The organism is Enterobacter sp. 2VL (assembly GCF_005503595.1).
Taxonomy (GTDB): domain Bacteria; phylum Pseudomonadota; class Gammaproteobacteria; order Enterobacterales; family Enterobacteriaceae; genus Enterobacter; species Enterobacter cancerogenus.
The window spans coordinates 49,856-71,813 of the sequence record NZ_SCNE01000006.1 but is presented as its reverse complement, the minus strand read 5'-3'; the positions used below and the strand labels follow the sequence as shown (position 1 = coordinate 71,813).

Annotated in this window: 22 protein-coding genes, 1 pseudogene and 1 other annotated feature; of the genes and pseudogenes, 7 read left to right on the top strand and 16 right to left on the bottom strand. The window is 56.9% G+C overall.

Annotated elements, in window-relative coordinates:
- Positions 1 to 117 precede the first annotated feature (117 nt).
- Positions 118 to 1,398, top strand: a complete 1,281-nt coding sequence (dsdA, locus tag FFS28_RS15160; protein ID WP_137849954.1) for a D-serine ammonia-lyase — start codon at positions 118 to 120, stop codon at positions 1,396 to 1,398.
- 32 nt (positions 1,399 to 1,430) lie between these two features.
- Here the strand turns inward: dsdA and FFS28_RS15155 are convergent, their stop codons facing one another.
- The 5 genes from FFS28_RS15155 to ibpA form a co-directional block, all read right to left on the bottom strand.
- The gene (locus tag FFS28_RS15155; RefSeq protein WP_006177610.1) at positions 1,431 to 1,778 is read right to left on the bottom strand and encodes a DUF202 domain-containing protein; all 348 of its coding nucleotides are present in this window, start codon (positions 1,776 to 1,778) and stop codon (positions 1,431 to 1,433) included.
- On the bottom strand, positions 1,768 to 2,115 hold the full coding sequence (locus FFS28_RS15150) for a YidH family protein (protein WP_006177608.1): 348 nt from the start codon (positions 2,113 to 2,115) through the stop codon (positions 1,768 to 1,770). The genes FFS28_RS15155 and FFS28_RS15150 overlap by 11 nt, the downstream gene beginning before the upstream one ends.
- A 58-nt stretch (positions 2,116 to 2,173) precedes the next feature.
- Positions 2,174 to 3,835 (bottom strand): putative transporter, encoded by a 1,662-nt coding sequence (locus FFS28_RS15145; RefSeq protein WP_137273014.1) that lies wholly within the window; start codon positions 3,833 to 3,835, stop codon positions 2,174 to 2,176.
- Between the two features lie 165 nt (positions 3,836 to 4,000).
- Complete coding sequence (ibpB, locus tag FFS28_RS15140) at positions 4,001 to 4,429, bottom strand: small heat shock chaperone IbpB (RefSeq protein ID WP_006177606.1); 429 nt, start codon at positions 4,427 to 4,429, stop codon at positions 4,001 to 4,003.
- A 136-nt stretch (positions 4,430 to 4,565) separates the two neighbouring features.
- Entirely contained in the window at positions 4,566 to 4,976 is a 411-nt protein-coding gene (ibpA, locus tag FFS28_RS15135) for a small heat shock chaperone IbpA (protein ID WP_006177605.1), read from the bottom strand.
- Positions 4,970 to 5,042: a sequence feature (ROSE (Repression Of Heat Shock gene Expression) occurs in the 5'-region of heat shock genes and acts as an RNA thermometer to modulate expression.), on the bottom strand. Its footprint overlaps the gene before it by 7 nt.
- A gap of 247 nt (positions 5,043 to 5,289) precedes the next feature.
- Between ibpA and FFS28_RS15130 the strand changes: the two genes are divergently transcribed.
- Positions 5,290 to 5,622, top strand: a complete 333-nt coding sequence (locus FFS28_RS15130; protein WP_006177604.1) for a YceK/YidQ family lipoprotein — start codon at positions 5,290 to 5,292, stop codon at positions 5,620 to 5,622.
- A 6-nt stretch (positions 5,623 to 5,628) separates the two neighbouring features.
- On the opposite strand, the gene FFS28_RS15125 is transcribed toward FFS28_RS15130, so the two are convergent.
- The 11 genes from FFS28_RS15125 to dnaA form a co-directional block, all read right to left on the bottom strand.
- Complete coding sequence (locus tag FFS28_RS15125) at positions 5,629 to 6,849, bottom strand: YidR family protein (protein ID WP_212743977.1); 1,221 nt, start codon at positions 6,847 to 6,849, stop codon at positions 5,629 to 5,631.
- Between the two features lie 51 nt (positions 6,850 to 6,900).
- Positions 6,901 to 8,238, bottom strand: a complete 1,338-nt coding sequence (locus FFS28_RS15120; protein ID WP_137849952.1) for an MFS transporter — start codon at positions 8,236 to 8,238, stop codon at positions 6,901 to 6,903.
- Between the two features lie 115 nt (positions 8,239 to 8,353).
- Positions 8,354 to 9,502, bottom strand: a complete 1,149-nt coding sequence (gene dgoD, locus FFS28_RS15115) for a galactonate dehydratase (RefSeq protein ID WP_006177597.1) — start codon at positions 9,500 to 9,502, stop codon at positions 8,354 to 8,356.
- Positions 9,499 to 10,116 (bottom strand): 2-dehydro-3-deoxy-6-phosphogalactonate aldolase, encoded by a 618-nt coding sequence (locus FFS28_RS15110; RefSeq protein WP_137849951.1) that lies wholly within the window; start codon positions 10,114 to 10,116, stop codon positions 9,499 to 9,501. Before FFS28_RS15110 ends, dgoD begins: the two co-directional genes overlap by 4 nt.
- Positions 10,100 to 10,978 (bottom strand): 2-dehydro-3-deoxygalactonokinase, encoded by an 879-nt coding sequence (locus FFS28_RS15105; RefSeq protein ID WP_137849950.1) that lies wholly within the window; start codon positions 10,976 to 10,978, stop codon positions 10,100 to 10,102. Before FFS28_RS15105 ends, FFS28_RS15110 begins: the two co-directional genes overlap by 17 nt.
- On the bottom strand, positions 10,975 to 11,664 hold the full coding sequence (dgoR, locus tag FFS28_RS15100) for a D-galactonate utilization transcriptional regulator DgoR (RefSeq protein ID WP_137849949.1): 690 nt from the start codon (positions 11,662 to 11,664) through the stop codon (positions 10,975 to 10,977). Before dgoR ends, FFS28_RS15105 begins: the two co-directional genes overlap by 4 nt.
- Before the next feature lie 225 nt (positions 11,665 to 11,889).
- Positions 11,890 to 12,702, bottom strand: coding sequence for a sugar-phosphatase (yidA, locus tag FFS28_RS15095; RefSeq protein WP_006177593.1), 813 nt, complete (start codon positions 12,700 to 12,702; stop codon positions 11,890 to 11,892).
- A gap of 195 nt (positions 12,703 to 12,897) precedes the next feature.
- Positions 12,898 to 15,309: a DNA topoisomerase (ATP-hydrolyzing) subunit B gene (gene gyrB, locus FFS28_RS15090; RefSeq protein WP_006177592.1), complete on the bottom strand. Its 2,412-nt coding sequence runs from the start codon at positions 15,307 to 15,309 to the stop codon at positions 12,898 to 12,900.
- A 28-nt stretch (positions 15,310 to 15,337) separates the two neighbouring features.
- A complete protein-coding gene (recF, locus tag FFS28_RS15085; RefSeq protein WP_137849948.1) occupies positions 15,338 to 16,411 on the bottom strand; it encodes a DNA replication/repair protein RecF in 1,074 nt (357 codons plus the stop codon).
- The gene (gene dnaN, locus FFS28_RS15080) at positions 16,411 to 17,511 is read right to left on the bottom strand and encodes a DNA polymerase III subunit beta (RefSeq protein ID WP_137849947.1); all 1,101 of its coding nucleotides are present in this window, start codon (positions 17,509 to 17,511) and stop codon (positions 16,411 to 16,413) included. Before dnaN ends, recF begins: the two co-directional genes overlap by 1 nt.
- A 4-nt stretch (positions 17,512 to 17,515) precedes the next feature.
- A complete protein-coding gene (gene dnaA / locus FFS28_RS15075) occupies positions 17,516 to 18,913 on the bottom strand; it encodes a chromosomal replication initiator protein DnaA (RefSeq protein WP_042321253.1) in 1,398 nt (465 codons plus the stop codon).
- 320 nt (positions 18,914 to 19,233) lie between these two features.
- Between dnaA and FFS28_RS21975 the strand changes: the two are divergent.
- The 5 genes and pseudogenes from FFS28_RS21975 to yidC form a co-directional block, all read left to right on the top strand.
- A pseudogene (locus tag FFS28_RS21975) lies at positions 19,234 to 19,284 on the top strand (hypothetical protein); the annotation flags it as partial.
- A 228-nt stretch (positions 19,285 to 19,512) separates the two neighbouring features.
- A complete protein-coding gene (rpmH, locus tag FFS28_RS15070) occupies positions 19,513 to 19,653 on the top strand; it encodes a 50S ribosomal protein L34 (protein ID WP_003849659.1) in 141 nt (46 codons plus the stop codon).
- A gap of 16 nt (positions 19,654 to 19,669) precedes the next feature.
- Positions 19,670 to 20,029 (top strand): ribonuclease P protein component, encoded by a 360-nt coding sequence (gene rnpA / locus FFS28_RS15065; RefSeq protein WP_003861126.1) that lies wholly within the window; start codon positions 19,670 to 19,672, stop codon positions 20,027 to 20,029.
- Positions 19,993 to 20,250 carry a membrane protein insertion efficiency factor YidD gene (gene yidD / locus FFS28_RS15060; protein ID WP_001307474.1) on the top strand — a complete coding sequence of 86 codons (258 nt, stop codon included), beginning with the start codon at positions 19,993 to 19,995 and terminating at the stop codon, positions 20,248 to 20,250. Before rnpA ends, yidD begins: the two co-directional genes overlap by 37 nt.
- A 2-nt stretch (positions 20,251 to 20,252) precedes the next feature.
- Complete coding sequence (gene yidC, locus FFS28_RS15055; RefSeq protein WP_006177585.1) at positions 20,253 to 21,896, top strand: membrane protein insertase YidC; 1,644 nt, start codon at positions 20,253 to 20,255, stop codon at positions 21,894 to 21,896.
- Positions 21,897 to 21,958: the final 62 nt, after the last annotated feature.

Here is a 21,958-nt window from a genome sequence, read left to right as displayed (position 1 = left end):
GCCCCTCCCTTTCCTGTTTGGTTCAATCTGGCTCACCTGAAACGCAATTTATATCATTTGTCAGTATGCCCCTTTTTTTGTCCAATGAAGAACATGGCCGAATGGAAAGAGACGACGATGAATAACCTCCCTGCCTTAAAGGCACAGTTTCCTCTGATTGAGGATCTGATTGCCCTGAAAGAAACGACCTGGCTCAACCCGCGTACCACCACGCTTGCCGAGGGGCTGCCCTATGTTGGGCTAACCGAAGACGATGTGAATGACGCCCACGCGCGCCTGCAACGTTTTGCGCCTTACCTGGCGAAAGCGTTTCCGGAAACGGCGGCTACCCACGGGCTGATTGAATCGGAGCTGGTCGCCATTCCGGCGATGCAAACGCGGCTGGAGAAAGAGGCTGGCGCGGCGATCCCCGGCACGCTGCTGCTGAAAAAAGACAGCCATTTGCCCATTTCCGGCTCCATCAAGGCGCGCGGCGGTATCTATGAAGTGCTGGCCCATGCCGAAACGCTGGCGCTGAACGCCGGGCTACTGAGCGTTGACGATGATTACAGCATCCTGCTGGAGCCGCGCTTTAAAGACTTCTTCAGTCAGTACAGCATCGCCGTGGGGTCAACCGGCAATCTGGGGATGTCCATCGGCATCATGAGCGCGCGTCTTGGCTTCAGGGTGACGGTGCATATGTCTGCCGACGCCCGCGAATGGAAAAAAGCCAGGCTGCGCAGCCACGGTGCGATCGTCGTTGAATATGAGCAGGATTACGGCGTGGCGGTGGAGCAAGGGCGTAAGGCGGCGGAGCGTGACCCGAACTGTTTCTTTATCGACGATGAAAACTCCCGCACGCTGTTTCTCGGCTACGCGGTGGCCGGCGGGCGGCTGAAAGCGCAGTTTGCCGCGCAGGGCCGCGTGGTGGATGCGCAACATCCTCTGCACGTTTATCTGCCATGCGGCGTCGGTGGGGGTCCTGGCGGCGTGGCGTTTGGCCTTAAGCTGGCCTTTGGCGATAACGTCCACTGCTACTTCGCCGAGCCGACCCACTCGCCGTGCATGCTGCTGGGCGTCTACACCGGCCTGCACGATGGGATCGCCGTGCAGGATTTGGGGATAGACAACGTCACGGCGGCGGATGGTCTCGCGGTGGGTCGCGCGTCCGGCTTTGTGGGCCGCGCCATGGAGCGCCTGCTCGACGGATTCTATACCCTCTCGGATCAAAGTATGTACGACATGCTCGGCTGGCTGGCACAGGAAGAGGACATTCGCCTGGAGCCGTCCGCGCTGGCGGGTATGGCCGGGCCGCTACGGTTCAAAGCCGATGCCAGCGTTACCCACCTGGTGTGGGCGACCGGCGGCGGTATGGTGCCGGAAGAGGAGATGGCGAGGTATCTGGCTAAAGGGGAGTAATTATGCCGGGTGGCGGCTACGCCTTACCCGGCCTACAGGTGCAAAATTTGTTGAATGTGGGTTACCGCAAACAGCAGCGACAGTGACAGCACGGCCAGGGCGATCAGGAACTTATCCCGCACCGCCTTCGGTTGCGCAACGTCGTCCTGCGCCACGTCCATCAGGTTTCGGCTGCGGGTGTAGCGCCATAAAATCACCGCCACCAGCGCCAGTACCACGATGGAGATCCAGAAAGGCACCCCGGTGCGATGCCAGTTGTGCTTAATCGCCAGGGCGATCAGCGCACCATACCCCAGCAGCGTGCGCAGCCAGGCCAGCGACGTACGCTCGGGCTGAAGGCCGGGGTCGGCTTCGCGACGCGCTTTGCGGCTATCCGCCATAGAACACTAGCCCCATCACCACACCGGCCACTGCCAGCAACACCGCGCTGATGATCAGCAGCCCACGCGTATAGGGCAGATCCTGCTTCAGGCGCATCGCCTTTTCGTTACGCAGCCAGCGCAGATAACCGTAAATCGCCAGCACGCCCGCAAACAGACACAGCAGCAGCGCCAGCACTTCGCGGATCAATGGGGTAGCAAAATCGGGAGCCAACTGGTCGAGGCCGACGCCCGCAGCCAGAAAGCCCAGCGCGGTGCGGATCCACGCTAAATAGGTGCGCTCGTTAGCCAGAGAGAAGCGGTAGTCCGGCGCTTCGCCGAGGCGGGAGATTTTCATGGCGGTTCCTTGTGGTGCATAAGGCAGGCTTCAGCATAGCCTAATGCTGGCACCGTTGTTAGCCTATCCCCCAGAACAGCACCGCCAGAAGTTGCGGAGTAATGATTCGCAGGAACATCACCAGCGGATAGACCGTGGCGTACGACAGCGCCGCCGCGCCGCTGGTGGCGTGGAGGTTATTGGCGAAGGCCAGCGCGGGTGGGTCCGTCATCGATCCTGCGAGCATACCGCAGAGCGTGAGATAGTTCATTTTGGCGAACATTCGCGCCACTATCCCGACCGTTATCAGCGGGATCGCAGTGATAAAGATGCCGTAACCGATCCAGCTGACGCCTTCGCCCTGAAGCAGGGTATCAACAAAATCTCCGCCAGATTTCAGCCCGACCACCGCGAGGAACAGCACAATGCCCAGCTCGCGCAGCGCCAGGTTGGCGCTCGGCGGCATAAACCAGTACAGCTTGCCGATGCAGCCGATACGCCCGAGGATCAGCGCCATAATCAGCGGCCCACCGGCCAGCCCGAGCTTCAGGGCCACCGGAAAACCCGGTACATACATGGGGACAGAGCCGAGCAGTACACCAAGCCCGATGCCGATGAACACCGGCAGCATCTGCACCTGCTGGAGCTTTTGCTGGGCGTTGCCCACCATATCCGCCACGGCATCAATCGACGCGGGCCGCCCGACCAGATTGAGGATATCGCCAAACTGCAGGCTGGCGTCCTGGCTGGCAACCAGCTCCACGCCTGCGCGGTTCAGACGCGAGATCACCACGTCATAGCGTTCTTTTACCTGCAAATCGCGGATTTTCTTGCCCAATACCTTCTCGTTTGTGACCACCACGCGCTCGACGCGCAGATCGGTACCCCGGGTAGAAAGTGAGGTCTCCACCTCCTGACCAATCACCAGCCGGGCGTTGTTGAGATCCCCGGGCTGACCAACCAGGTGCAGCAGATCGCCGTGCTGAATAAGCGTGCCGGGCGAGGGAACCATCAGCATGTCGTCACGTTTCAGGCGCGAGCAGATGATGGTGGCGCTGTTCAGAATGGGTACATCCTGAATCGCCATATTGTTCAGGTTGGGGTTTTCAACGCGGATATTGATGGTTTTGATCGGCGCATGGCCGTTGGTCAGGGTGGTTTCATGGTCCTTCGCTTCCTGCTCAACGTTAACGCGGAACAGCACCCGCACCAGCCACATTGAGAGCAGAATGCCGCAAATGCCAAACGGATAGGCCATGGCGTAGCTCATCCCCATCTGATCGACGACATCCGAAGAGATCCCCAGGTCGCGCAGGATTTGCTGGCCTGCCCCGAGCGCGGGCGTGTTGGTCACTGCCCCGGAGAAAATGCCGAGCACCACGGGAAGCGGGATCGCGAAAAGTTTATGCAGCACGGCGGTAACCAGCCCACCCATCACCACAATGCCGAAAGCGAACAGGTTGAGCCGCAGGCCCGAGACGCGAAGAGAGGCGAAAAAGCCCGGCCCCACCTGGATACCAATGGTGTAAACGAAGAGGATCAGGCCGAATTCCTGGATAAAATGCAGCATGTCGGCGCTCAGCGCCAGCCCAAACTGGTCGGCAAAGTGGCCGATAAAAATCCCGCCGAACAGCACCCCGCCGATGCCAAAGCCGACGCCGCGAATTTTAATATTGCCTATCCACAGTCCCACCACCGCGACCAGGGCCAACACGCTAACCGTCAACGCGATATCACTCATGATCCACATCCTGTGCATAACCTTAGTTATTTCAGGGATTCTCTCAGAGCCGGGGGCGATTGTATGGGCGATGGCGCACAAAAAAGCCCTGCCGGGGCAGGGCGTTATCTTTGCACCCTCTCCCTGTGGGAGAGGGTCGGGGTGAGGGCATCAGCCCGCACACTGTTAGCTGTTCAACGCCGGGCGCGCGCTAATGGCGATGCGCTGAGGCGCAATGGCTTCCGGCACGTTACGGGTGAGGTCGATATTCAGCAGCCCGTTAGTGAACGTCGCGCCAGAAACTTCCATATGGTCTGCCAGGGTAAAGCTCAGGCTAAACGGCTGAGTGACAAGCCCCTGATGCAGCCATTTGGTCTCGGTTTCTTGTTTTTCCGGCGTGCCTTTTACGGTCAGACGCGTACCTTCGAGCTGGATGTCCAGGTCTTCCTGACGGAACCCGGCTAACGCCAGCGTGATGCGATAGTGGTTGTCATCGCTTTTTTCGATGTTGTACGGCGGAAAAGTCTGTTGCTCGGTGGTGCTTTGCAGGGCATTCGCCAGTTTGTCAAAACCAATCCACTGACGCAGCAGGGGGGATAAATCATAGTTACGCATACTAAATCTCCTTCTGAGAAGCGAGTTCGGCACAGTCTAATTTTGTGCGCAGTTGTTCCTGCAAATCCTGATGGATTCGCCTATGCTCCCGGTTCGGCAAGCAATTCTGAGTGGGCCGCAGCCGCGACCCGCGTGATTAGTTAATTTCGATCCGGCGCGGTTTTTTCTCTTCCGGAATCACACGTTCCAGTTCGATAAACAGCAGTCCGTTGACCAGGTTCGCGCCTTTTACGTGAATGTTCTCAGCCAACTGGAACTTGCGTTCAAAGTTGCGCTCAGCGATGCCCTGGTAAAGGTAGGTACGTTCTTTCTGCTCTGCCGTATGGGAGCCTTTCACTACCAGCAGGTTGTCCTGCGCGGTGATCTCCAGCTCGCTTTCTGCGAAACCGGCGACGGCAATGGCAATGCGGTAGTGGTTTTCATCGACCAGCTCAACGTTGTAGGGAGGATAGCCGTTGCTCTGGCTTTGGTTATTTTCTAAATGGTTGAACAGGCGGTCAAAACCAATAGCAGAACGGTATAGCGGAGAAAGATCGAAGTTACGCATACATTAAAACTCCTGAAATCAGCGAGAGATGTAGCCTTCCACCATGGACAGGCTTCTGTGCCCCCGAACACCCCTCAGGCGTGTTCGTTATCGGGTTACATTCTTAAAATGGGTCTGGATACGGGCTTTTCAAGCGTATGCAGACGAGATTTTTTTGCACTTTGCTGGATGTCGCATAGACTGGGACAACAGCACTAAGGGTTAAATTGCGATAGCCGCCACAGAGCCGGGTTGTCGGGCTATTCATTTTGATCAAGGCCCGCTATAACCCTGAGTTACAGGCTCATGCAATGCCATTAACAATGACTGAGTGATGATGAAAAATGTTCTGATTAAGCTGACGACGTTCAGCGGGATTGTTTTACTTTGCGGGTGTTCGAGCGTGATGTCTCACACCGGCGGTAAAGAAGGAACATACCCGGGAACGCGCGCCAGCGCAGCGATGATCTCGGATGACGATACCAACTGGGGCACCAAATCCCTGGCCATTCTGGATATGCCTTTCACGGCCGTGGCGGACACGCTCCTGCTGCCGTGGGATCTGTTCCGCACCGACAGCTCCGTGCGTTCACGCGTTGAAAAAAGCGAGAAGGAAAACCTGGCCACCAACGCCGTTATCCCGCCCGCTAGCCTGTCCGTACAGTAATCGTAATCAGGTTTCCGTTACCCAAAGCTGACGGAAACCGTTCGTTTCTTCCATCCAGGCTATCCAGTGACCGTCCGGGGAAAACACGACAGCATCCGCTGATGGCGGGTTGCCATGATCGGACGTCAGAAACGTCACCGCCCCGGTTTGCGCATCGCAGCACGCTATGCGGTTCTCCAGCACATAGCCCAGTTTCTCCCCCGACGGATGCCAGTTAAAAGCCGATTGAATGCCGCTTTCATGGTGCGTTAGCTGGCGCGGTTCACCGCCTTCCGGCGAGATAAGCCACAGCTGCACAATGCCGTTGTCGTCGCGCATCAAAAAGGCAATCTGCGTGCCCTGCGGATTGCTGCGCACCCAGTGACGCGGCACGTTGACCAGCCCCGGATACGCATTCTGGTGCGTAAAGGTTAAACGACGCTGTGCCACGCCCGCTGGCGGTGCAGGCAGGGTTTCCGGCGTGCCCTGCAAAGGCACCTCGCCAGCACGTTTCCACCCTTGTTCATCGTTGGGCAGATCGATAACGAACAGTTCGGGCACTTTCTCACCCGTGACGGACAGCGTATCGCCAATAAAGGCCAGCCTGTCGTTGCCCACCCAGCCCTCTTCATAGGCGCGGTTGATCTCATCGCTGCCGGGCTGCGGCGTTGGCGTGGTGCGGCTGACCAGCACGCTCCAGAAGGCGCCAGCATAGTTACGTGGATGGTTGCCCCGCGGGGTTACCGGGCCAAACGGCGACGCGACGCCGACGTTGCGTAAGTCCCGCTTCGGGTCGCGCTCATGCATGACGTGGTCGTTATAGGTAAAGCTGACCAACTGCCCGTTCGGGCTAAAGACATGCACATGGCTGCCGCCGCGCAGCGCACCTGCGGTATAGGGCGGAGTGATATCCATGGCATCAAGATTTTCGACCGCACCGTTGCAGGCCACCACCCCCTGACGATGGTGAAAGTCATACTGCCAGTCGGCATCCGGGTGTTGCGGGCCGTGGATGAAGACGTATTTGTCTTCTGCAGGATGAACGGTCACCACGCCGACGTGCGCGCCGTTCGTAGCGCGATAAATCACCTCAACCTCCCCCGTCATGACGTTGACCCGCTCGATGGTTTCGCCGGTGAACGACGCGCCGGACGGACGCACGTCAAAGGCCAGCCACTGGCTGTCGGGCGTCCAGGTGTTGATATTGGTGAGCTGGTGATGGCGGGAAGCGAAGGTGATTTGTTTCATGGAGATACCCTGATGCGCAGTTATCGCATCAGGGTAAAACATCAGCGGGAATTAGCCTACACGTTTCACATCGCCCACCAGCAGGATGTAAGAAAGCGCGCCGATCAACGCCACGGCGGAGATGTAAACCAGCGCCGGACCAAAACCGTAATCCTGCGCCAGATAGCCGATCACCAGGGGTACGGTGATCCCCCCCAGACCGCCAACGAAGTTGAAGACACCGCCCGTGAGGCCGATCAGGCGCATCGGTGCCAGCGAGGAGACCAGAGACCAGGTGATGGAGGCAAAACCGTTGCCGAAGAAGGCGATGGCCATCAGGGTCATTATCCACACCGGATCGTTGGTATAGTTCGCGCCCATGATGCAGGTGGAGATCAGCAGCCCGCAGATGATCGGCGTTTTACGCGCCACGCCCAGCGAGAAGCCCTTTTTCACCAGCCTGTCGGCCAGCCAGCCGGAGAGCAGCACGCCGAAGAAGGCCGCGAGGAACGGCACGGTGGTCATAAAGCCCGCCTTCAGCGCGGTGATGCCTTTTTCCTGCGTGAGATAGTTCGGGAACCAGGTCAGGAAGAACCACAGCGTTGAGGTGACGGCAAACTGGCCCAGATACACGCCCACCAGCTTACGGTGGAACACCAGCTTCCAGTCCGCTTTGGTCAGGGGCTGACGCGCCTCTTTTTTCACAGGCGCATCGCCATCCACCAGACCGCCTCCGTCGCGGATGTAGTCCAGTTCGGCTTTGGTGATGCTTTTGGTCAGGCGCGGCGGCTGGTACACCTTGAACCAGATCAGTGACCAGATAATCCCGATACCGCCGGTGACAATAAACACCCAGTGCCAGCTCAGCAGCTCCTGGATCCAGATCAGCAGCGGCGTGAGAAACGCCAGGCCGACAAACTGCCCGGAGGTGTAGAACCCAACGGCAGACGCACGTTCATGCTCCGGGAACCAGCTGGTCACCATGCGGTTGTTGGTCGGGAACGCCGGGGCTTCGAAAATCCCGGTGATGGCGCGCAGGCCAATCAGCGACATCAGCCCGGTCGCAAAGCCCTGGAACAGCGTGGCGACGGACCAGCCGAAAATGGCGATAAAGTAGGTCAGACGTGAGCCGACCCGGTCAAGGAACCAGCCGCCGGGGATCTGGCACAGCGTATAGAGCCAGGCAAAGGCCGAGAAGACGTAGCCCATTTCCGCCTTGGTAATACCAAATTCTTCCTGAATATGGGCCGACGCGACGGCCAGGTTGGCGCGGTCGACATAACAAATCACCACGGTAATAAAAATCATCATCAGCGTCAGGTAGCGGCGACGCCCGGTATTGGTAGCAGTAACTGGAATATCCATCGCAATCTGTCTCCAGATTTTGGGCATAGCGAAGCCGCTCACCATGCCCTGTAGTTTACAGAGGGTTATATTTTTATATGTGCGTTTTTTTGCCCGGTGGCGCTGCGCTTACCGGGCCTACGGGAGAGTAGGCCGGATAAGCGTAGCGCCATCCGGCGATTTACCACTCGGCGACGGAACCGTCTTCATGCCGCCATAACGGGTTACGCCAGTCCGGCGCATGTTTACTCAGCTCAATGACTTTGGCTTCGTCGATCTCCACGCCAAGGCCCGGCTTCGTTAACGGTTTAAAGAACCCGCCTTCCATGCAGAAGTCTTCTTTGTTCTTCACAAAATCGAGCAGTTCCGCACCCTTGTTGTAATGAATGCCCATGCTCTGTTCCTGGAACACGGCGTTGCGGGAGACAAAATCGACGTGCAGACAGGCCGCCAGCGCGACAGGCCCGAGCGGGCAGTGCGGGGCCAGCGCCACGTCGTAAGCTTCTGCCATACCGGCAATTTTGTAGCATTCAGTGATGCCGCCCGCATGAGAGAGGTCCGGCTGCAGGATCGCGATTCCGCCCGCTTCCAGCACGCGTTTAAACTCGAAGCGTGAGAACATCCGTTCGCCCGCCGCAATCGGAATGTGCGTCTGTTCCGCCAGCTTCGGATAGTATTCGGCCTGCTCGGCCAGCACCGGCTCTTCGATAAACAGCGGACGGTACGGCTCCAGCTCTTTGATCAGCACTTTCGCCATCGGCGCGCTGACGCGGCCATGGAAGTCCAGCCCAAACTCAATGTCATTGCCGAAGGCTTCACGGATCTGCGCCACGGTGTTCACCGCCCGGTCTACCGCACGTGAATTGTCGATCACCCCCATCTCTTCACAGCCGTTGAGCTTGAAGGTGTCAAAACCAATGCTGCGCAGTTGCTTGATACCGTCGATCACTTCCGCAGGACGGTCGCCGCCTACCCAGCTGTAGGCTTTAATTTTGTCGCGTACCAGGCCGCCCATCAGCTGCCAGACCGGGGCGTTCAGCACTTTCCCTTTGATATCCCACAGCGCCTGGTCGATACCGGCGATAGCACTCATCAGAATGGGGCCGCCGCGGTAGAAGCCCGCGCGATACATCACCTGCCACAGGTCGTTAATGCGCGCCGGATCCTGACCAATCAGATATTCACCCAGCTCGTGCACGGCAGCTTCCACGGTGCGGGCGCGGCCCTCAATCACCGGCTCGCCCCAGCCAACAACCCCTTCGTCGGTTTCGATTTTCAGGAACATCCAACGCGGCGGTAAACGGTACGTGGTGAGTTTGGTTATTTTCATTTCACTGCCTCTCGATACGCTTTCACAAATGCTGCTGCCTGCTGTGCGGTGCGCTCTACGCTCTGTCCGGCGCGATAAAGATCGCTACCCAGCCCGGCGCCTGCACAGCCAGCCTTCATCCACTGCGCCAGGTTTTCTGGCGTCACGCCGCCCACGGCCAGGACCGGTACGCTTGCGGGTAAGACCGCTTTCAGCGCTTTGATGTACTCCGGGCCAAAGGCCGATGACGGGAAAATTTTCAGCGCCTGCGCGCCCGCATCGAGAGCGGTAAAGGCTTCGGTTGCCGTTGCACATCCCGGGCAGACGGTCATGCCGTAGCCCACCGCGCGGCGGATCACCTCTGGGTTGATGTTGGGCGTGACGATAAGTTTGCAGCCCATTTTCGCCAGCCTGTCGACCTGCTCCGGCTGTAGCACCGTGCCTGCGCCAATCAGCGCCTTATCACCAAACGCATCGACGACGGCCGGGATGCTTTTTTCCCACTCCGGGGAGTTGAGCGGGATTTCCACCGCGTCGAACCCGGCGTCAATCACCGCGCCTACGTGCGCCAGCGCCTCGCCGGGAGTGATGCCGCGCAATATCGCGATAAGGGGAAGGTTAGTTTGCCACTGCATGAGCGATGCTCCTTATTCCAGCCTGAAATGCCGTGTCGCCCTCTACCGCCGCCACGTCCCGACCCATGGCGTGAAACGCCTGGCGATACCGTGAGGTCAGCGATGAGCCTGCGACGAGAGTAATGGCCTGCTGCCCGGCGAAGCGTTCACTCAGGCTGGCGACTTCGGCGCCAATCAGCAGGCCGGACAGAAACTCGCTGACCTGCTCGCGCGGGAGTTGCCCCAGCACGTGCGAGGCGCGAACCTCAAAAAGCTGCAGCAAAACGGCAGGAGAAGCGATCCCGCGCTCAAGCCCGGCGGCAAACGCCTCCGGCGACGGGGCTTGCTCCGGCAATCCCGCACCTACCAACGAATGCTTAAGCAGCAAATGGTGTAATTCGCCGGTCATCACGGTGCGAAAATCGTGGATTGTGTCGGTATCGGCCTGCACCCACTTGCAGTGGGTACCGGGCATGACGTAGACAGAAGAAGGAGAAAGCGTGCGTGCGCCGAGCAGCTGCGTCTCTTCACCGCGCATAACGTTGTGGTTATCGTCGCGAGAGACGCACAAGCCGGGAATAATCCAGATATTGTCGCCAACGGACGTTAACTGCTCGCCAATGGATGAGAACGGGGCAGGCACCGGCAGATAGGGCGCAACCTTCCAGCCCACATTGCTGCCCACCATGCCTGCCATCACCACCGGCGTGGCGCCGTCGCGCCAGTTTTGTGTCACCTCTGCCAGCACCGCCTCTGGGGATTTACCATTCAGACGCGTAACGCCTGCTTCTGATTGCCTGCTCTCCAGGCACTGCTCGCCCTGGTACAGCCAGGCGCGCAGATTGGTCGATCCCCAGTCAATGGCGATGTAGCGAGATGTCATGTGATTTCCTTTAACCTTCGTGTCGAGCTGGCGATCATCGTGAGCGCCGCCTGCTCTGCCGCATCGCCGTCCTGATGCCGTATCGCATCGAACAGCGCTTTATGTTCCTGGAGCGTTTTCGGCATGTTGGCCTCATCGCCCATCCAGGTACGTTCAAATACCGCACGCTGTAGCGAGCTGATTGCCACGCTAAGCTGCTGCAGCACCGGGTTATGCACCGACTGCAGCACCGCCTCGTGGTAGCGAATATCCGCTTCGTTGAAGGCGTCCCGGTTCTGGTTGTTGACGATCATGTCGTTCAGGGCCGACTCAATCTGCGCCAGGTCGCCCGACGTGGCGCGTTCCGCCGCCCAGCGGGCTATCGCCGGTTCCACGAGGTTTCGTACCTCGCTCATCGCGCCGATAAGCCGCGGGTCGTAGTCGTTTTCCAGCACCCACTGCAGAACATCGGTATCGAGGTAGTTCCACTGATTGCGCGGAGCAACAAACGCGCCGCGATAACGCTTCATTTCAATCAGCCGTTTCGCCATCAGCGAACGGAACACTTCCCGGATGATGTTGCGCGAGGTTTCAAACTCCTCACACAGTTCCGCCTCGGCAGGCAGCGGTGAACCTGGAACATATTTGCCGCCCACAATCTGGGTGCCCAGCGTGATAACAATGCGATCGGTTTTATTGAGAGTCATGGAGAGTCCTTATGCTCTTTGTGTCCATCCCTACTTTACCGCGACCGCTGAATTTCGCCTCACTTTTGCAGTACAAACGTGATGCTGTTCGTCATGCCTGTAGCTGTAATGTAGTACAATCATTAAATGTTGTACTACAATACAGATCACAAAAAGAACAATTCAATAAATTGAAGGCAAAAAAAAGCCCCGGTTGATAACCAGGGCCGATGTGTTTAACAAAGCTTAATTCAGGACAAATTTCTCGATCGCGTAGGCAACGCCGTCTTCCAGGTTGGATTTGGTCACGAAGTTGGCCACTTCTTTCACCGATGGGATCGCGTTATCCATCGCCACCCCCATGCCCGCGTATTCGATCATCGCGATATCGTTTTCCTGATCGCCCAGGGACATGATCTCTTCAGGCTTGATGCCCAGCGCATCGGCCAGCGATTTCACGCCAGTGCCCTTATTGACGCGTTTATCGAGGATTTCGAGGAAGTACGGCGCGCTTTTCAGCACGGTGTATTTCTCTTTGACCTCCGCCGGGATGCGTGCGATGGCTTTATCAAGAATCGCTGGCTCATCAATCATCATGACCTTCAGGAACTGCGTGGCCGGGTCCATGTTCTCTGCTTCGCAGAACACCAACGGAATAGTGGCGACATAGGATTCATGCACGGTGTAGTAGCTGATATCGCGGTTGGCGGTATACAGCGTATTGCGATCGAGCGCATGGAAGTGTGAACCCACTTCGCGGGAGAGCTTTTCCAGGAACCGGTAATCATCATAGCTCAGCGCGGTTTGCGCCACCGTGCTGCCATCGGCCGCTTTCTGCACCAGCGCACCGTTATAGGTGATGCAGTAATCGCCCGGCTGGTTCATATGCAGTTCTTTCAGGTAGCTGTGCACACCCGCATATGGCCGGCCAGTGGTCAGTACCACGTTCACGCCTTTTGCGCGCGCGGCGGCAATCGCGTTTTTAACGGCTGGAGAGATAGTGTGGTCTGGCAGCAGCAGCGTGCCGTCCATATCAATTGCAATGAGTTTGATGGCCATGAGATCCCCGGATTGAATGAGTCTGCACTCATGCTAACGCGATTCCGCTCAAAAAACACGGTAAGAAAGGGGATTGGGTGTGAGGGGGGGATTCCTCTTTTGCACAGGTTTACCCTCACCCTAACCCTCTCCCACAGGGAGAGGGAACCGTGCACCCTCTCCCTGTGGGAGAGGGTTGGGGTGAGGGGGGATTACTTAGATATCAATATTCGCCGCTTTCAGGGCATTCTCTTCGATAAAGGCACGGCGTGGTTCAACCGCATCGCCCATCAGGGTTGTGAACAGCTGGTCCGCTGCAATCGCGTCCTTCACGGTTACGCGCAGCATGCGACGGCTTTCCGGATCCATGGTGGTTTCCCACAGCTGCTCCGGGTTCATCTCGCCCAGACCTTTATAACGCTGGATTGCCAGGCCACGACGGGACTCTTTCACCAGCCATTCCAGCGCCTGCTCGAAGCTGGCAACCGGCTGACGACGTTCGCCACGTTCAATGAACGCATCGTCTTCGATCAAACCGCGCAGCTTTTCGCCGAGGGTGCAGAGACGGCGGTATTCCGGCCCGGTCACAAACTCGTGCTCCAGCGGATAATCGGTGTCGACACCGTGGGTACGCACGCGGATAACCGGCTCGAACTGCTGGTCAGCGTTCTGCTGAACATCGCATTTCCACATGCTACCGTGCTGTTCGTTCTCGTTCAGCTCGCTCACCAGGCTGTTTACCCAGCGGGACACGGTCTGTTCGTCGCTCAGATCCGCTTCGGTCAGCGTAGGTTGATACACCAGCGCTTTCAGCAGCGTTTTCGGATAACGACGCTCCATGCGGACAATCATTTTCTGAGCAGCGTTGAACTCGGAGACCAGACGCTCCAGCGGCTCGCCTGCCAGCGCTGGTGCGCTGGAGTTGGCGTGCAGGGTCGCACCGTCAAGCGCGATCGCGATTTGGTACTGATCCATCGCTTCGTCGTCTTTAATGTACTGTTCCTGTTTGCCTTTCTTCACTTTGTACAGCGGTGGCTGTGCAATGTAGACGTGACCACGTTCAACGATTTCCGGCATCTGACGGTAGAAGAAGGTCAACAGCAGCGTACGAATGTGCGAGCCGTCGACGTCCGCATCGGTCATGATGATGATGCTGTGATAGCGCAGCTTGTCCGGGTTGTACTCGTCACGGCCAATGCCGCAGCCGAGCGCGGTGATAAGCGTCGCCACTTCCTGAGAAGAGAGCATCTTGTCGAAGCGCGCTTTCTCCACGTTGAGGATTTTACCCTTCAGCGGCAGGATCGCCTGGTTCTTACGGTTACGGCCCTGCTTCGCAGAACCGCCCGCGGAGTCCCCTTCCACCAGGTACAGTTCGGACAGCGCCGGGTCGCGTTCCTGACAGTCCGCCAGTTTGCCCGGCAGGCCTGCTAAGTCCAGCGCACCCTTACGGCGCGTCATTTCGCGGGCTTTACGCGCCGCTTCACGGGCACGTGCCGCATCGATAATTTTGCCGACCACGATTTTCGCGTCAGACGGGTTTTCCAGCAGGTATTCGCTCAGCAGTTCGTTCATCTGCTGCTCAACCGCCGATTTCACCTCAGAAGAGACCAGTTTGTCTTTGGTCTGCGAGGAGAACTTCGGATCCGGGACCTTCACGGAGACAACGGCAATCAGGCCTTCACGGGCATCGTCACCGGTGGCGCTGACTTTCGCTTTCTTGCTGTAGCCTTCTTTGTCCATGTAAGCGTTCAGGGTACGGGTCATCGCCGCGCGGAAGCCCGCCAGGTGCGTACCGCCGTCACGCTGTGGAATGTTGTTGGTGAAGCAGTAGATGTTTTCCTGGAAACCGTCGTTCCACTGCAGCGCCACTTCCACGCCAATGCCGTCTTTCTCGGTAGAGAAGTAGAAGATATTCGGGTGAATTGGCGTTTTGTTCTTGTTCAGATACTCAACGAACGCCCTGATGCCGCCTTCGTAGTGGAAGTGGTCTTCTTTGCCGTCGCGTTTGTCTTTCAGGCGGATAGACACGCCGGAGTTCAGGAATGACAGCTCGCGCAGGCGTTTCGCCAGGATGTCGTATTCAAATTCGGTGACGTTGGTGAAGGTTTCGTGGCTTGGCCAGAAGCGTACCAGGGTACCGGTTTTGTCGGTATCACCGGTCACAGCCAGCGGTGCCTGCGGCACGCCGTGGGTATAAACCTGGCGGTGAATTTTACCTTCGCGCTGGATAACCAGCTCCAGCTTCTGCGACAGGGCGTTTACAACGGAGACGCCAACGCCGTGCAGACCGCCGGAAACTTTATAGGAGTTATCATCGAATTTACCGCCTGCGTGCAGAACGGTCATGATGACTTCCGCAGCAGATACGCCCTCTTCCGGGTGAATACCGGTTGGGATGCCACGACCATCATCGGTGACGGATACGGAGTTGTCCGCATGGATCGTCACCACGATGTCTTTACAGTGACCCGCGAGCGCTTCGTCGATAGCGTTATCTACCACCTCGAATACCATGTGGTGCAGACCGGTGCCGTCATCCGTATCGCCGATATACATACCAGGGCGCTTACGCACCGCATCCAGCCCTTTCAGGACTTTGATACTGGAGGAGTCATAAGAATTCGACATCAACGTTTCTCGCTCATTTAAACTTGGGTTAATCCGTTATTTTACCCTTTTCCACGGTAAACATCTTCGAATTTTCGTCCGACATGTCTATAACGTGTTCAGCGCTAATGGCACTGACGAAAACCTGCGACTGCGTGGCTTTTAAGCGGCTGGCAAGCAGCCCGCGCCGCGCGTCGTCAAGTTCCGAGGCAAAATCATCTATCAGATACAGGCAGCGTCGCCCGCTCTCGCGGGTAAGAAACTCCCCCTGCGCCAGGCGCAGCGCGCACATCAGCAGCTTAAGCTGCCCGCGCGACAAGGTATCTTCGACCGGCGCACCGTCTGCACGTATGCGAAAATCCGCTTTGTGCGGGCCGTGCGCAGTGTAGGTCAGCATGCGATCGCGCTCGAAACTTCTTTCCAGCACGTCGGCATAATCCGTCTCTTTCTCCCAGCCGCGCTGGAAGGAGAAGGTAAGAGAAAACTCGGGTAAAAACTGTTTGCAGGTATCAGCCATGTCTTCGGCGATCCCTGCACTGTATTCGGCACGCCAGCGGCTGATTTGTTCCGCAAGAGGAATGAGTTCTAAATCCCACGGACGCAGCTGGGCATAGCGCGTGACCTGACGCAACGCGGCGTTGCGCTGCTTAAGCAGACGCTTCAGGTTGCTCCAGGCGTTAAAGAAACCGACTTCATTGTGAAAGCATCCCCAGTCGAGGAAGGCTCTTCTGTATTTGGGGCCGCCGTTGAGTAAAGTAAACCCCTCCGGCGTGATCAGCTGCATCGGCATTAACAGCGCCAGCTCGGCGACCTTGTGGCCGTCGGTACCGTCGATGCGCACCTTACTGTCGCCCTGCTTATCTTTGCTCAGGCCGATGGCGGTTTCCCGCTCCGCGCCCTGTAAACGCCCGTGCAGAACAAAGGATTCCTGTTCGTGGCGAATGACGCGACCAATCTGCAAACTGCGAAACGCCCGGCCATGGCCGAGCGTATAGATGGCTTCCAGCACGCTGGTTTTGCCGCTGCCGTTCGCGCCAACCAGGAAATTAAAGCCAGGGGATAAAGCGAGATCCGCGCTTTCGATATTGCGAAAGTCGCGGATCAACAGACGGGTGAGCGACATTACAGTCTCATTGGCATAACAACATAAGCCGCGCTTTGGCTGGCCGCATCTTCAATCTGTACGCTCGACACGGAGTCGGTCAGCAGAATGCGAACGTTCTCGCACTTCAGCGCATTCAGCACGTCCAGCACGTAGCTGACGTTAAAGCCGATTTCCATCTCAGCCCCGGCGTAGGTGACGTCCAGAATCTCTTCTGCTTCTTCCTGCTCCGGGTTGTTGGCGGTGATTTTGATCTGGTTTTCGCTCACATACAGACGCACACCGCGGAACTTCTCATTAGAGAGGATGGCCGCACGCGCGAACGCCTGCTTGAGAATATCGCAGCCCGCTTCCAGCGTTTTGTCCGGGTTCTTCGGCAATACGCGGCGATAATCCGGGAAACGACCGTCAACCAGCTTCGAGGTGAAGACAAAATCACCCACGTGTGCGCGGATGTTGTTGCTGCCGATCTGCACGCGCAGCGGGGTTTCGCCGCCGTCGAGCATACGCATCAGTTCAATCACGCCTTTACGCGGCACGATCACCGAATGGTTTGGCAGTGAATCGCCAATCGGCATGGAGCAGACCGCCAGACGGTGTCCGTCGGTGGCGACGGTACGCAGCTCTTCCCCTTCGGTTTCGAACAGCATGCCGTTTAAGTAGTAGCGAACGTCCTGATGGGCCATGGAGAATTGCGTGGCTTCAATCAGACGCTTCATCGTTGCCTGCGGCAGGGTGAATTCAACTTCGCTCTGCCAGTCGTCCAGGTTTGGGAAGTCCGTAGCGGGCAGGGTGGAGAGCGAGAAACGACTGCGGCCAGAGCGCACCAGCATGCGGTCGCCCTCCAGCTGCACGGCGATTTCAGCGCCTTCCGGCAGGCCGCGGCAGATATCGAAGAATTTACGTGCCGGAACAGTGGTCGCGCCCGCGTTATGCGGCTGAGTCAGCGTAACGCGCGCGATCATTTCCATTTCCAGGTCCGTGCCGGTCAGCGACAGCGTACCGTCCGCGACCTGAAGCAGCAGGTTTCCAAGGATAGGCAGCGTTGGGCGACCACCTAATGGGCCACTCACCTGTTGCAGCGGTTTTAATAAATGTTCACGTTCAACGGTAAATTTCATAGCGTCACGATGATAGAGTTCTGATTAAATTGGAAAAATCTTCTTTTATGTCGTGGCTTTCTTCACGCAACTGCTCAATCTTGCGGCAGGCGTGCAGCACGGTCGTGTGGTCACGGCCACCAAACGCATCGCCGATCTCCGGCAGACTGTGGTTGGTTAACTCTTTTGCCAGCGCCATCGCCATCTGACGCGGACGCGCCACCGATCGGGAACGACGTTTAGACAGCAAATCTGCCACTTTGATTTTGTAATACTCGGCCACCGTCTTCTGAATATTATCGATGGTGACGAGTTTTTCCTGCAAGGCCAGCAGATCGCGCAGCGCTTCACGCACGAAATCGATGGTGATAGCGCGGCCGGTAAAGTTGGCATTTGCGATGACGCGGTTCAGGGCCCCTTCCAGCTCGCGCACGTTCGAGCGCAGGCGCTTGGCAATAAAGAAGGCCACTTCGCCCGGCAGACGAATGTCGTTCTCGTCCGCTTTTTTCATCAGGATCGCAACGCGGGTTTCCAGCTCTGGCGGTTCGATCGCCACGGTCAGACCCCAGCCGAAGCGGGATTTCAGACGATCTTCAACGCCGTTGATCTCTTTGGGATAACGATCCGAAGTCAAAATGATCTGCTGATTACCTTCCAGCAGTGCGTTGAAGGTGTGGAAAAACTCTTCCTGGGATCGTTCTTTATTGGCGAAGAACTGAATGTCATCGATAAGCAGGGCATCAACGGAACGGTAGTAGCGTTTAAACTCTTCGATCGCATTGTTTTGCAGGGCTTTTACCATGTCCTGAACGAAGCGCTCGGAGTGCATATACACCACTTTCGCATTGGGCTTGCGCGCCACGATGCCGTTGCCGACAGCGTGCAGAAGGTGCGTTTTACCCAGACCCGTGCCGCCGTAGAGAAACAGCGGGTTATAGGCGCCGCCAGGGTTGTCTGCTACCTGCCGTGCCGCAGCGCGTGCCAGCTGGTTTGATTTACCTTCAACGAAGTTATCAAACGTATGCTTCACGTTCACGTTAGAGCGGTAGGTCTGCTCGGCCGGTGCGGGAACATTGTCCCAGCCCGAACGGGTCGAAGGGAGAACGCGCGGTGCCGGGGCGGGAGTCACCTGAGCAGGTGCCGCAACATTCACGGTTTCGCGAACGGTTTGGGTAACCGGTTTTGTCCCCACTTCAAAGCGCAGTTGTGGGACATCAGAGCCGCAGAAATCATTCAGCAAGCCGTTGATGTTGTTCAGGTACTTATCTCTTACCCAATCGAGCACGAAACGGTTTGGCGCGTACAAAGCCAGCGTGTTATCGCTCAGTTCCGCCTGCAACGGGCGGATCCACATACTGAATTCTGTGGCTGGTAACTCATCCTGCAATCGGGCAAGACATTGCTGCCAAAGCGAAAGTGACACGGCGGACTCCACTCGAACAATAAAAGAAAACTATTGAATATTCATGATTGTTGACACACATCGACAAGACCCGATGTAGAAGGGTGATGTGTGAATTGCTGTCTGCAATTTTCCCCGATCGGGCCACTGGGATCCCGATCAGGACCGCGGATCATAGCGTAAACTGAACCAGAGATCTTCTGTTTCTCACAGATTCTTCCCGATTTATCCACAGGATGATCCGAAACCGGGTAAGTGTAATCGATCCTGGCGTGGGACCCCACGATTTAGCCCGCATATTGGAAAATTTAATGAGCACAGATAATTTTCTGCTTAAATGATCTAACGAAGATCCGGGACGATCCTTGCGCTTTATTGATGAGCCCGTATAATCCTCGACCCGGCGCGTGATGGTCATCTTCCTGCGTCGTCCGCTGCTCATTTTCCACGCGAAAACGTGCGGAAATACGCGGGAAATAAGGAAAGAGAATTGACTCCGGAGTGTACAATTATTACAATCCGGCCTCTTTAATCACCCACGCTGAGGCGTTAGTCGTTCGATATTCGTTCGGGTATACGCGAAAGTCAGTGAATTTATTCAAGTTTAGGTAAAAATCGCCATGAAACGCACTTTTCAACCGTCTGTACTGAAGCGCAACCGTTCTCACGGCTTCCGTGCTCGTATGGCTACTAAAAATGGTCGTCAGGTTCTGGCACGTCGTCGTGCTAAAGGCCGTTCTCGTCTGACCGTTTCCAAGTAATAAAGCTAACCCCTGAGTGGTTAAGCTAGCATTTCCCAGGGAGTTACGTTTGTTAACTCCCACTCATTTCACTTTCGTCTTCCAGCAGCCACAACGGGCTGGCACGCCGCAAATCACCATCCTCGGCCGCCAAAATTCGCTGGGGCATCCCCGCATCGGTCTCACTGTCGCCAAGAAAAACGTTAAGCGTGCGCATGAACGCAATCGGATTAAACGTCTGACGCGTGAAAGCTTCCGTTTACGTCAACACGAACTGCCTTCTATGGATTTCGTGGTGGTGGCTAAAAAAGGGGTTGCCGACCTCGATAACCGTGCTCTCTCGGAAGCGTTGGAAAAATTATGGCGCCGCCATTGTCGCCTGGCTCGCGGGTCCTGATAGCCCTTATAAGGGTCTATCAGCGCCTGATTAGTCCGCTACTCGGGCCGCACTGCCGTTTCACACCGACGTGCTCAAGCTACGGAATTGAGGCCTTGCGCAGGTTTGGAGTGATAAAAGGCAGTTGGTTGACGGTGAAACGCGTATTAAAATGCCACCCTTTACACCCCGGTGGAGACGACCCCGTCCCCCCAGGACCATTTGATACCAGAGAACACTAACGATGGATTCGCAACGCAATCTTCTTATCATCGCTTTGTTGTTCGTGTCTTTCATGATCTGGCAGGCTTGGGAGCAGGATAAAAATCCTCAACCTCAGCAGCAGACCACGCAGACCACGACCACCGCAGCGGGTAGCGCCGCCGACCAGGGCGTACCGGCCAGTGGCCAGGGGAAACAGATTACGGTTAAGACCGATGTGCTTGAGCTGACTATCAACACCCGTGGTGGTGATGTTGAGCAGGCGCTGCTGTTGACCTACCCGAAAGAGCTGAAGTCTACTGAACCGTTCCAGTTACTGGAAACCACGCCTGAGTTTATCTACCAGGCTCAAAGCGGCCTGACCGGTCGTGATGGCCCGGATAACCCGGCTAACGGTGCGCGTCCGCTGTATAACGTCGACAGTGATACCTTTGTCCTGGCCGATGGTCAGAACGAAATCGCCATCCCGATGACCTATACTGACGCGGCAGGCAACACCTTCACCAAAACCTTCACCCTGAAACGCGGTGAATATGCGGTGAACGTGGGCTACAGCGTACAGAACGCCGGTGAAAAACCGCTGGAACTGTCGACCTTTGGTCAGCTGAAGCAGTCCATCAATCTGCCGTCTCACCGTGACACCGGAAGCAGCAACTTTGCGCTGCATACCTTCCGTGGCGCGGCGTACTCCACGCCAGATACCAAGTATGAGAAATACAAATTCGACACCATCGCCGATAACGAAAACCTGAACGTCAGTTCCAAAGGCGGCTGGGTAGCGATGCTGCAACAGTATTTCGCGACGGCGTGGGTACCGAATAACGACGGCACCAACAACTTCTACACCGCGAACCTCGGCAACGGTATTGCAGCCATCGGCTACAAATCTCAGCCGGTTCTGGTTCAGCCGGGTCAAACCGGTAAGCTGGCAAGCACCCTGTGGGTCGGCCCGGAAATCCAGGACAAAATGGCTGCCGTGGCACCGCACCTGGATCTGACCGTCGATTACGGTTGGTTGTGGTTCATCTCTCAGCCGCTGTTTAAGCTGCTGAAGTTTATCCACAGCTTCCTGGGCAACTGGGGCTTCTCGATCATCGTTATCACCTTCATCGTTCGTGGCATCATGTACCCGCTGACTAAAGCGCAGTACACCTCCATGGCGAAGATGCGTATGCTGCAGCCGAAGATTGCGGCGATGCGTGAGCGTCTGGGCGATGACAAACAGCGTCAGAGCCAGGAGATGATGGCCCTGTACAAAGCAGAGAAAGTGAACCCGCTGGGCGGCTGCTTCCCGCTGCTGATTCAGATGCCAATCTTCCTTGCGCTGTACTACATGCTGATGGGTTCCGTTGAACTGCGCCACGCGCCGTTCGCTCTGTGGATCCATGACCTGTCTGCACAGGACCCGTACTACATCCTGCCGATCCTGATGGGCGTAACGATGTTCTTCATCCAGAAGATGTCGCCGACCACCGTGACCGACCCGATGCAGCAGAAGATCATGACCTTTATGCCGGTCATCTTCACCGTGTTCTTCCTGTGGTTCCCGTCAGGTCTGGTGCTGTACTATATCGTCAGCAACCTGGTGACCATCATCCAGCAGCAGCTGATTTACCGTGGTCTGGAAAAACGTGGCCTGCATAGCCGCGAAAAGAAAAAGTCCTGATTCGGTTGTAGGCCGGATAAGGCGAAGCCGCCATCCGGCAAACGGAACGAAAACAAAAGGCG

Excerpts from the sequence above, each read along its gene's own strand:
- dsdA (WP_137849954.1), top strand. The coding sequence starts at position 118 with ATGAATAACCTCCCTGCCTTAAAGGCACAGTTTCCTCTGATTGAGGAT.
- FFS28_RS15155 (WP_006177610.1), bottom strand. The coding sequence starts at position 1,778 with ATGGCGGATAGCCGCAAAGCGCGTCGCGAAGCCGACCCCGGCCTTCAG.
- FFS28_RS15150 (WP_006177608.1), bottom strand. The coding sequence starts at position 2,115 with ATGAAAATCTCCCGCCTCGGCGAAGCGCCGGACTACCGCTTCTCTCTG.
- FFS28_RS15145 (WP_137273014.1), bottom strand. The coding sequence starts at position 3,835 with ATGAGTGATATCGCGTTGACGGTTAGCGTGTTGGCCCTGGTCGCGGTG.
- ibpB (WP_006177606.1), bottom strand. The coding sequence starts at position 4,429 with ATGCGTAACTATGATTTATCCCCCCTGCTGCGTCAGTGGATTGGTTTT.
- ibpA (WP_006177605.1), bottom strand. The coding sequence starts at position 4,976 with ATGCGTAACTTCGATCTTTCTCCGCTATACCGTTCTGCTATTGGTTTT.
- FFS28_RS15130 (WP_006177604.1), top strand. The coding sequence starts at position 5,290 with ATGATGAAAAATGTTCTGATTAAGCTGACGACGTTCAGCGGGATTGTT.
- FFS28_RS15125 (WP_212743977.1), bottom strand. The coding sequence starts at position 6,849 with ATGAAACAAATCACCTTCGCTTCCCGCCATCACCAGCTCACCAATATC.
- FFS28_RS15120 (WP_137849952.1), bottom strand. The coding sequence starts at position 8,238 with ATGGTGAGCGGCTTCGCTATGCCCAAAATCTGGAGACAGATTGCGATG.
- dgoD (WP_006177597.1), bottom strand. The coding sequence starts at position 9,502 with ATGAAAATAACCAAACTCACCACGTACCGTTTACCGCCGCGTTGGATG.
- FFS28_RS15110 (WP_137849951.1), bottom strand. The coding sequence starts at position 10,116 with ATGCAGTGGCAAACTAACCTTCCCCTTATCGCGATATTGCGCGGCATC.
- FFS28_RS15105 (WP_137849950.1), bottom strand. The coding sequence starts at position 10,978 with ATGACATCTCGCTACATCGCCATTGACTGGGGATCGACCAATCTGCGC.
- dgoR (WP_137849949.1), bottom strand. The coding sequence starts at position 11,664 with ATGACTCTCAATAAAACCGATCGCATTGTTATCACGCTGGGCACCCAG.
- yidA (WP_006177593.1), bottom strand. The coding sequence starts at position 12,702 with ATGGCCATCAAACTCATTGCAATTGATATGGACGGCACGCTGCTGCTG.
- gyrB (WP_006177592.1), bottom strand. The coding sequence starts at position 15,309 with ATGTCGAATTCTTATGACTCCTCCAGTATCAAAGTCCTGAAAGGGCTG.
- recF (WP_137849948.1), bottom strand. The coding sequence starts at position 16,411 with ATGTCGCTCACCCGTCTGTTGATCCGCGACTTTCGCAATATCGAAAGC.
- dnaN (WP_137849947.1), bottom strand. The coding sequence starts at position 17,511 with ATGAAATTTACCGTTGAACGTGAACATTTATTAAAACCGCTGCAACAG.
- rpmH (WP_003849659.1), top strand. The coding sequence starts at position 19,513 with ATGAAACGCACTTTTCAACCGTCTGTACTGAAGCGCAACCGTTCTCAC.
- yidD (WP_001307474.1), top strand. The coding sequence starts at position 19,993 with ATGGCGCCGCCATTGTCGCCTGGCTCGCGGGTCCTGATAGCCCTTATA.
- yidC (WP_006177585.1), top strand. The coding sequence starts at position 20,253 with ATGGATTCGCAACGCAATCTTCTTATCATCGCTTTGTTGTTCGTGTCT.